This window comes from Psychrobacter okhotskensis (genome assembly GCF_013248965.1).
Lineage (GTDB): Bacteria > Pseudomonadota > Gammaproteobacteria > Pseudomonadales > Moraxellaceae > Psychrobacter > Psychrobacter okhotskensis.
The window spans coordinates 1-9,255 of record NZ_JABRVQ010000042.1; the positions used below are offsets into that span (position 1 = coordinate 1).

The 9,255-nt window shown below is 41.3% G+C and carries 11 protein-coding genes; 3 read left to right on the plus strand and 8 right to left on the minus strand.

Features of this window, described 5'->3' with window-relative positions; all coding sequences use genetic code 11:
• Positions 1–227: 227 nt before the first annotated feature.
• The 8 genes from HQR03_RS13595 to HQR03_RS13630 all read right to left on the minus strand — a co-directional run bounded on the left by HQR03_RS13595 (position 228) and on the right by HQR03_RS13630 (position 5,924).
• Positions 228–2,492 (minus strand): YfjI family protein, encoded by a 2,265-nt coding sequence (locus HQR03_RS13595; protein WP_173240519.1) that lies wholly within the window; start codon positions 2,490–2,492, stop codon positions 228–230.
• Entirely contained in the window at positions 2,479–2,658 is a 180-nt protein-coding gene (locus tag HQR03_RS13600) for a hypothetical protein (RefSeq protein WP_173240522.1), read from the minus strand. Before HQR03_RS13600 ends, HQR03_RS13595 begins: the two co-directional genes overlap by 14 nt.
• Entirely contained in the window at positions 2,651–2,845 is a 195-nt protein-coding gene (locus tag HQR03_RS13605) for a hypothetical protein (protein ID WP_173240524.1), read from the minus strand. The genes HQR03_RS13600 and HQR03_RS13605 overlap by 8 nt, the downstream gene beginning before the upstream one ends.
• Positions 2,832–3,107, minus strand: coding sequence for a hypothetical protein (locus HQR03_RS13610; protein WP_173240526.1), 276 nt, complete (start codon positions 3,105–3,107; stop codon positions 2,832–2,834). Before HQR03_RS13610 ends, HQR03_RS13605 begins: the two co-directional genes overlap by 14 nt.
• On the minus strand, positions 3,100–3,387 hold the full coding sequence (locus HQR03_RS13615) for a helix-turn-helix domain-containing protein (RefSeq protein WP_173240528.1): 288 nt from the start codon (positions 3,385–3,387) through the stop codon (positions 3,100–3,102). Before HQR03_RS13615 ends, HQR03_RS13610 begins: the two co-directional genes overlap by 8 nt.
• A gap of 3 nt (positions 3,388–3,390) precedes the next feature.
• Entirely contained in the window at positions 3,391–3,633 is a 243-nt protein-coding gene (locus HQR03_RS13620; RefSeq protein WP_173240530.1) for a helix-turn-helix transcriptional regulator, read from the minus strand.
• Positions 3,634–3,757: 124 nt separating this feature from the next.
• On the minus strand, positions 3,758–4,471 hold the full coding sequence (locus tag HQR03_RS13625; protein WP_173240532.1) for a hypothetical protein: 714 nt from the start codon (positions 4,469–4,471) through the stop codon (positions 3,758–3,760).
• Between the two features lie 124 nt (positions 4,472–4,595).
• A complete protein-coding gene (locus HQR03_RS13630; protein ID WP_173240534.1) occupies positions 4,596–5,924 on the minus strand; it encodes a tyrosine-type recombinase/integrase in 1,329 nt (442 codons plus the stop codon).
• A gap of 297 nt (positions 5,925–6,221) precedes the next feature.
• Between HQR03_RS13630 and HQR03_RS13635 the strand changes: the two genes are divergently transcribed.
• From HQR03_RS13635 to HQR03_RS13645, 3 genes are all read left to right on the plus strand, one after another.
• Positions 6,222–6,782, plus strand: coding sequence for a DUF421 domain-containing protein (locus HQR03_RS13635; RefSeq protein ID WP_025652211.1), 561 nt, complete (start codon positions 6,222–6,224; stop codon positions 6,780–6,782).
• 450 nt (positions 6,783–7,232) lie between these two features.
• Positions 7,233–7,982 (plus strand): electron transfer flavoprotein subunit beta/FixA family protein, encoded by a 750-nt coding sequence (locus HQR03_RS13640; protein WP_010196801.1) that lies wholly within the window; start codon positions 7,233–7,235, stop codon positions 7,980–7,982.
• Positions 7,983–8,114: 132 nt separating this feature from the next.
• The gene (locus HQR03_RS13645; protein ID WP_173240536.1) at positions 8,115–9,047 is read left to right on the plus strand and encodes an electron transfer flavoprotein subunit alpha/FixB family protein; all 933 of its coding nucleotides are present in this window, start codon (positions 8,115–8,117) and stop codon (positions 9,045–9,047) included.
• Positions 9,048–9,255 lie beyond the last annotated feature (208 nt).

Genomic DNA, 9,255 nt, shown 5'->3' on the forward strand with positions numbered 1-9,255 from the left:
TGCCCATTCGTAACTGGACGTCTGCTTTAAATCGCTTTATGATTATGTTTGATGATCGTATAAGCAGGCATTTAATCTAAAGGGCAGTTACACAGAATCTGGGATGGGCTCGCAAAAAGTTCTTAAGCTTATAAAAAATATATGCTGATGGTCAATTCATAGCTGTAAATTGTTAAGACGCTATTTTTCAATAACGCCCTGATATTGCACTGCCATAACTAACGAAACTATATAAATGCTTTTAGCTTTGGGTTGATCCAGTAACGTTCTGTAGGCCTGCCACCTTGTCCTGTGCTTGGTATTTCCTGCCAGCTTAACCAGTCATTTTCGACTAATATTTCAAGCGCGTTGAGTACGTCATCAGCATCAGTTAAACCCTTCCACCCTTTGCGGATTAGCTGCCTAGCCGTAAAGCCGTGACCGATCCAATCGGTTGTGTCAGTTTTGTCAGCTCCCTTTTTGACCATTTTCATTATTTTATCGGCTAGATAAGAGGCTTTGATATTAGCGCTGTCAGTAACGGTGCTATATATTCTTATCATGTGACTCTCTAACACTTCGCACCATGCCAGCGCTGCATTAAGTGCGTTCAAGTTGACTGCACCTAAAGACGTACCGTGTTCGATACAATCCACTAGATGAAATACTAGCGCTAATGACGGTACTGTTTTAGCATACTTAATCAGATGCTCAGCTATGATGCTATGCTCAGCGTCACCAGCTCTGAGTTTCAGCTCATCATACCAATTCATAAACACTTGAAAGGCTTCATCAGTAAAGCGGTAATAAGGGCGCTTGTGATAGTCATCAATCGGGTTTGCACCATAGCGCATAAAGTCACCTAACTGCATACTGTCGATAGTTTCAAACAAGCTATAGATAGCGTCACGACTCTGCTTGTCAGGTGGCAAATCACGCTCTTTACTGTTTGGTAGTGGGTCAGGATAAACCATCAGCTGAAAGCGTTGAATAAGTCCGTCATTGCCTAAACCTTTCATCGTTTTAGATAAATAATACTCGAGCTTGTCAGGTTGTATGCCACCAATGACCGATAGACAATGAGTGTCGATAAACACTGAGCCGCGGCCTATCCTATCGACTTGAAAGCTACCTAAACCATTAAAGCCCTCAAGATAAAATGACCTTGCTTGCTGATTGCTCTCACTCTCTAATGAAGCCAGCCAGCCTGTCAGCTCATCACGCTTTACCAGCATACCGTTTTTATGTTTGCTCTCAAGCTCTCCGATACTCTCAATCGTACCGTCATCAGTAACATAGCGTTTGATCTCAGGTATCAGCTCATCACTCTGCTTTGACTCTGCCAATTCTTGCGCTTTGGCTTTGAGATCATCTTGATTGATCTCAGCATCGTCATCAGTTTGGGTCGCTAACTTTTTAGCAAGGTCACTGAGCTGCTTCTCAGCTGCCTTTGTCATGTGCTTGTTAAGCTCTTTTTGCGTGTCATGCTCGAGCTTATCTTCATCATATTTTTCCTTGGCAAGGGCGACTAAATGCGATAAGGGCTTTAGGCCATCAGATAATGACGGTGATTTCTTACTCGATGGGTTGCCAATGATTGCACCATAAAAGTTAGGCACTACCTCCCAGTTATCATACATCTTAGGGTAAATGCTCAATTTTGAGCCTATCAAGCTGCCTAACGATACCATCAAGGGCATGAGCACATATTCAATCGGTACGCTCAGGCGCTCAGCACTGTTTGAAGCATAATCCCATAGCAGTTTAGGCATCATGTCGCTTGTGAGTGTCTTAACTGGTGGCAAGGTTTGGCTAATCGGTTTGGGCTTTGGTTTGCCTAATGCTTGCAAGTCGATAACCTCAGCATCAGCGATCAAGTCATCATAATCAGCGTTAAACTCAAGCGCGTCATAAATGAGCGTATGCTCACAGATAATAGCTTCAACATTCACGCCCTTAAGTGGTGTTATTACTTTGGCCTTGTGCTGTGAAGTGGTCATGATGGTTACTTGCTGCACCTCTGCAAAATGTTTCACCGTCCGATTAAACAAACTAGGTACAAGGCAAGTGAGTACCGTTATATCAATACCTATCTTGCAATAAGCGTTATAACATCGCACTGCCTCAGCAAGATCAGCTATGACTATCCACTTACTATCACGACTCATTGAGCCAATGACAAAAGCACTCGGTATATCAGTGTCAGATATAAAGATACGTCCGTTATCGTCAAGCGGTATGCTGGCGAGTGTGACAATCTCAGCTTGATTATTAACTTTTAGCAGTCCGATAGTGTTAGCAGTGTCGAGCTGCTTTTCTCCTGCCAGCGCTCCTGTAAATATGCTAATATCTTTATCTAGATAGATAACTGAGTTTAATGATCCATTACTTAGTAAGCTTTCTAACGTGCCATGACCTGTTACATCTGCCAATGTAGCGAGTCTAAAATCTGCTATAAATTGTGACAAGCCTGTGCTGATAGCATGGGCTTTGTTATCTTTATCGGTTGTCATATTTGCACCCCTTAGCATCATTTCGCGTTTGAGTCGCTGCCTGTTTGATTTGGTGGTAGCGGTAACCGTGTTTATCCTTTGCCTTTTGCGCTTTGCCATGTTTTGACTTAGCAAAGGCGACTTGTGCATCAAAAAAGGTTTGCGGTTTATCTGAATTGTTAGTCATGACTGATTGCCTCTAATTGTGTAAATATTTGAGGGTGTTTAGGCTGGCATGAGGTGGCTAATAACAACATCAGCAAGCAAGCTATGATTGAGATATAACCGATAATCGAGCGCTTGCGTTTGGGGTGCTGGTTGTCACTGTGCTGGTTGTGGTCGGCTTTTAAGTTGGTTCTGTTATCGCTGCTCATCTCTCACTCCCTCTACGCTGAAGGCTATCTCTGCTATTTTTATAGATAGGTTTTTTAGTGACTCCACTTGTCGGCTGCCTGTAGGTAGTAAGCTGCCTAGTATCTTGGTTTCTAGCTCTGCAAGCTCTGTCATAGTATTAATAATGGTTACATTAGCGTGTAAGGTAATAATGAGCTGATCTATAAAATCTTCGTTTATCATCAAAAAACCCTGCTCTTTTAGTCTCTCCATTACTTCATTTACGAGTTCGTCACTACTCATCGAGGTTCACCTCGCTGTCACTATCTAACAATGTCGCTTCATCTAACCAATAGACGCTAAAACGCTTGTCATTGTGCGTTATTATCTCGCTTTGTATGACTAATCCAGCGCTGCGTAAATCATGTATGCGCTGTGCTAGACAAGTGATCTGATATAGTCTGTAAGCGTCCCATGTGGTGATAGTAGCGCCTGTCATTAGATGCGCTCTGACAGTGTCAATCTGTGTCTTAGGCGCTTGTGAGGGGATAACTGGGGCGTTGGCGGTGGCTGTAATAGTCATAATTTACACCTCGCTAACTGGTTGCTGATTTTCGATAAAGCGCAAAATATCGCTATTCCTAAACATGGGAATACCGTTTATGTCTATTGGCTTTGGGAATTTGTCAGCTTTCCACCAGCGTCTTAGCGTTTGGTGGTGAAGTCCGATAAGGTCAGCTGTGGGCTTGATACGTGAATAGCCTTGAGGGTTTAGCGGTGTAGGCTGTTCGGTTGTGGTAGGTTGGTTACTTCTAGATTGGTTTAGCATAGTTGCTAACTCCTATGTAATGCCATTGATTGGCGTTATTAAGTGTTAGCAATATAGCTTTTGATATGAGGGTGATATAAGGTCACATGACGGTCATATGACCCTAAAAGTTTGATATGCCCTGTTACTTAGTATTATTTATTTTGGCTTCTCTAGCTCTTATCAGCCAGTCTGCTACAAAATTTCGAGTAACAGACGTTCCATGATTGTTTGATGCATTAACGATTAAATCATTTGCTACACCTTTACCTTTTTGCGGTGACAGATCGTAATCGTGTTCAGTTAATATAGCGTATAGCATACGAGCTACACCAGCTTGTGAATTAGATGGCAACTCTTTGTCATCGGTTGGCGTGTCTGCTTGTTTTTCTAGCTGCGCCTTCACTTGTGCAAGTTCGGTTTCAAGTTCTGCTATATTTAATAGTAGCTGCTCCTCAGTTTTTTTATTAAATAAATTATCGAGTTCAGCTTTAGGTATGTAAATGCTATCTATATTAATTGGGTAATCATCAACACTAATTCTTTCAGCCCCTTTTTTTGGATAGCTACCATCTTCATGCTTATAGATAAGACTACAGTTACCACCACCATTTACAATATTGTCTTCAATTAAAATACCTTTTACAAAATACTCAGGCAAAATAATATAGGCATACGTGAAATCTATGGTTAATGCTTTATGCACTATTTTAATTTGATTGTGCAATACAAAATCATATATATCTTTGTTTAATTTATACCTATCAAAAGACTGGTTTAAATCGTATTCATAGCCTAGTTCATTTAGATAGTCAGCTACATCATAAATAGATAGATAATCTTTGGGTAAAATTGCCATATCATCATGCCTTACTTGTCATTCATACCTTAATAAAAAAGGTGCAAGGCAAGCTACCTAAGGCATGAAACGGTAGCAGTTCGGGTAATTAATCCTAGCCTTGCATAGTCATTGTAGCAGTAGCTTAGCCCTGCTTTTGTGCTTGTTGTTTAAAATTAATATGAGTGACATTATCAAACTTGCCAACCTTAATATCGTCTAAGTAGTTCGCCCATTTGTTCATCATACGTGTTCTATCATCTATTGCCGTCATGCGGTTATACGCTTTGCCATACTTATTAAGCATTGCGTGACCTAGTGCTAGTTCAGTTATCAATTCATCATAGCCTAGTCGTTCCATTAGCATAGTCTTGGCGCTGGCTCTAAAGCCGTGGGGACTGTGAATATGCTTGTAGCCTTTACCGTCATTCATTAGATCACTGTTTAATACTTTGTTTACTTCCTGCATGTGGTGGTAGGGTGCTGCCTTGCGTCTAGGGTTATGAAATACATAGTCACTATCACCTGTCAGTGGCTGCATACGCTCTAATATGGCAATAGATTGCGGTGCTAATGGTATGACTATGCTGTCCACCATGTCGCCCCGTCCTTTGCTCTTTTGTGGCTCTAAATGCCATTGTTTGGCGTTCAGGTCAATGTCTGCCCACTGCATGGCGCAAGCGTCACCAATGCGGACAAACGTTAAAGAAAGTAGCTGTAATATGCTTTTGTTATATAGCTGGCGTGTATCATCTAACTGGTCAATGTCGTTTAGCAGTTTGGCAAATGCGGTAACGTCATTACTTAACGCTGGGCGGTGTTTGACCTTGTGATTTTTTAGCGTTCCTTGTAGCTCGCTTGCTGGGTTGTACTCAATCACCATATGAGCTTTTGCAATCTGTAAGATACTTTTTAATAGTGTTCTTACTCTTAACCCTTTGTAAGTGTGCTTTTTTTGAATGCCATTAATAAACTTGATAACGATGCTGGGTGTTATGTCTGTAACTCTCATATGCCCTAGCTGACTTTCAATCGGTTTTAGCAGTTCTTTATTCTTGTTAATAGTGCCTGTAGATAGGTTTTTGCTGTCTTGAATATCGCGCCATTCATTGATGAAGTGCTGCAAGGTGTTTTGGCGGTCTGTTATCTCTTTTTGCTTGGCATCGGCTCTATGCTCTATTGGGTCTATACCCTTAGCTAATAACTGCATGTTGTCGCTGTGGTATTGACGAGCATCGGCAAGGCTCAACGCTGGGTATTGTCCTAGCGTCATGTATGGGCGTTTGCCAGTAATGGGGTGGGTGTAACGGTGTCTAAAGTCGGCTGTAGCGTCTTGGCTATCTTTATGCGGTCTTATGCGTAGCTCTAAGCCTTTATAGCCAGCTATGGGGTGGTTGGCTGTCTTAGCAGTCTTGATAGTGTCTTTGATTGCTTTCTTGATTTGAGTGTCAGTTGTTAGGTCTGCTTTAGCCATTGTCTTATTACCTTTATTTGGTAGCCATTTTGGTAGCCATTTGGTAGCCGTTTTCACATTTGCACTAACGTTATCACAAGTGACATATTAGCACTAAAGGCACGTAAAATAAAGGGTTTGAGGTTATCAGGTTTTATCAGGCTTTATCAAAAGATGACCTCTCATCAGGTTGCTTTTTTTATACCATTTATTTCACATCGAAAATAATAGTCGTTAAATATTAGCAGTTTAAGCAGTCGATGATTCCAGATAATGTAACGTATTTACGTAATAAAAATGCAGGAAAGAGGGTATTTTATGAAGTGGCAGACATGGTTTTCAATTGAGTGGCAGCAAGTATTGGGTATTTCATTATCAGCGCTTGGGTTTTATTTAGGACTCATGTTATTTACACGATTAATGGGGCTACGAAGTTTTTCTAAGCTCTCGAGCCATGATTTTGCCATGACAGTTGGTATTGGTAGCATACTGGCCTCAACAGTATTGTCTGATAGTCCGTCTTTGTTACAAGGCTTGTTCGCCGTTGCTGTGCTATTTGTGATTCAAGGGGTTATCTCAATTATCAGACGTAAAGTCAAACCGTTGAAATCCTTGATTGACAATCAGGCCATCATATTAATGGCGCATGGGGAATATTTTTCGGATAATTTAAAAGAAGCAAACCTGAGCACCAGTGATGTGCAAGAAGTACTACGCAAAAATGGACTCAAATCTAAGAGCGAAGTCTTTGCAGTAATTATGGAAACAACAGGGGACATGAGTGTCATTAAAAATGATAACACCCCTCCTGACTGGTCGCTGTTTGATGATATTCGTGACAGTCATTTATTAATTAAGCCTGATAACAGCCTTTCATAAGATATTTTGGACGTAAAAAGCTTTAACGTGAGTAATAATAACAAAACGTTAAATAAATAAGGCGTTGATAATGCTATAAAGGGCAAAAGGTTAAGCACCTTATTAGGATAAAACCGTGAAATAATAGGTCTATAAACTATTTTTTAAAAAATAGTGACAAATTTATGACGCATTATTCACGGCACTTCCTTGACCTTAAGGCGCTGCTCGCGCAAGATAGATAGGTCTGATAATAACGGTTGGCTTAGCTTTAACAGATTTGATGAGTAGAGAATAGCAGACCGATACCCTTTGGTATTGTTTTGGCATTTCTGACTATTAATTTGCTGTTGAGGCAGTAACGACCTTAAGTAGCATTTTGAACGACGATTTGAACCACAGTTTAAAAGATGAACCTTTGGTTCTTAACTGACAATTTTTTAATTCATAACATTAATAAACGAGGAACGTATGAAAGCATTAGTAGCGGTCAAGCGTGTCATTGATTATAACGTAAAAGTTCGTGTAAAAGCTGATAACTCTGGCGTGGATCTATCTAACACCAAGATGTCAATCAACCCTTTTGATGAAATTGCAGTAGAAGAAGCCGTTCGTCTAAAAGAAGCGGGTGTGATTGACGAAATCATTGTTGCGTCTATTGGTCCAAAAGAGTCACAAGAGCAAATCCGTGCAGCGCTAGCATTGGGTGCTGATCGTGGTGTTTTAGTATTGACTGACGCCAAGCCTTATCCACTGCAAATCGCTAAGATTCTGAAAAGCATTGCTGAGTCTGAATCTACAGATATTATCCTATTGGGTAAGCAAGCGATTGATGACGACAACAACCAAACTGGTCAGATGCTAGCCGCATTGATGGGTATTGGTCAGGGTACGTTTGCCTCAGAAGTGAAAGTTGAAGGCGATAAAGTCAACGTCACACGTGAAATCGATGGTGGTTTACAAACGCTTGCACTTGACTTGCCAGCGGTGATTACGACTGATTTGCGCTTGAATGAGCCACGTTATGCCAAACTGCCTAACATCATGAAAGCGAAGAAAAAGCCACTTGATGAAAAAACGCCAGCTGATTTTGGTGTTGATATGGCTTCTAAGCAAGAAATTATTAAAGTTGTGCCACCTGCTGAACGTAAAGCTGGTATTACAGTGAAGTCAGTTGATGAATTGGTCGATAAGCTAAGAAACGAAGCAAAAGTAATCTAGTACTTTGTTATAGCGTATTCTGCGTAAAACTATCATAACGCGGCTCACGTATTTAAAAGCTAAGCGTATGCATAATTTTATGAACAGATGACCACATGAATAGATGATACGAACAAATAAAGGATAAAAACAATGGCAATTTTGGTATATGCAGAACATGACAATGCCAGTCTAAAAAAGGCAACTTTAAACACTATCGCTGCTGCTAAACAAATGGGTAGTGATGTCCATGTATTGGTCGCCGGTAGTGGTGCGCAAGCAGTGGCTGATGAAGCAGCAAAAGCTGAAGGCGTGGCTAAAGTACTATTGGCTGACAATGCAGCTTATGAGCATCAATTGGCTGGTAACATAGCGCTATTGGTTGCTGATATTGCTGGTGATTACAGCCATATCATTGCACCTGCTACAACGACTGGCAAAAACTTCATGCCACGTGTTGCAGCATTACTTGATGTGAGCATGTTGTCAGAAATCTCTGCTGTCGTAGATGCGCAAACTTTTGAGCGTCCTATCTATGCAGGCAACGCAACAGCGACTGTTAAAACATCAGAAGATAAAGTGGTATTGACGGTACGTACGACCGCGTTTGATCCAGTCGCGAGCGAAGGTGGTTCAGCCACCGTCGAAACGATTGACAACGTGCAAGAGTCTGGTAAAGCAAGCTTTGTGAATGAAGAGATGGCGAAATCTGACCGTCCTGAATTGACCTCAGCAAGCATCGTTGTTTCTGGTGGCCGTGCATTGGCCAATGGCGAAAACTTCACCAAGTACATTGAGCCATTAGCGGACAAATTAGGCGCAGCGGTGGGTGCATCACGTGCTGCTGTTGATGCAGGCTATGTACCAAACGATATGCAGGTCGGTCAAACGGGTAAAATCGTTGCACCAGATTTATATATCGCTGCTGGTATCTCAGGTGCTATTCAGCATTTGGCTGGTATGAAAGACTCTAAAATCATCGTTGCTATCAACAATGACCCAGAAGCGCCTATCGCAAGCGTTGCTGATTACTTCTTAGAAGCTGATTTGTTTACAGCGTTGCCTGAGCTGACCAGCAAGGTTTAATGATTTTTGCTGAACAGCTGATAATAGAGCGTTTCAAACTATTATTGATGGTTCGCTAAGCTACTAATATACACTGATTTATAAAGCCCTCGACCAGTTTGAACTGACCCCCATAAGTTGGACACAACTTCTGGGGGTTATTTTATGAAATACGACATAGACTTTAAGATCAAAGTCATAGCATACTATCGTCAAGGACATAGTAGCG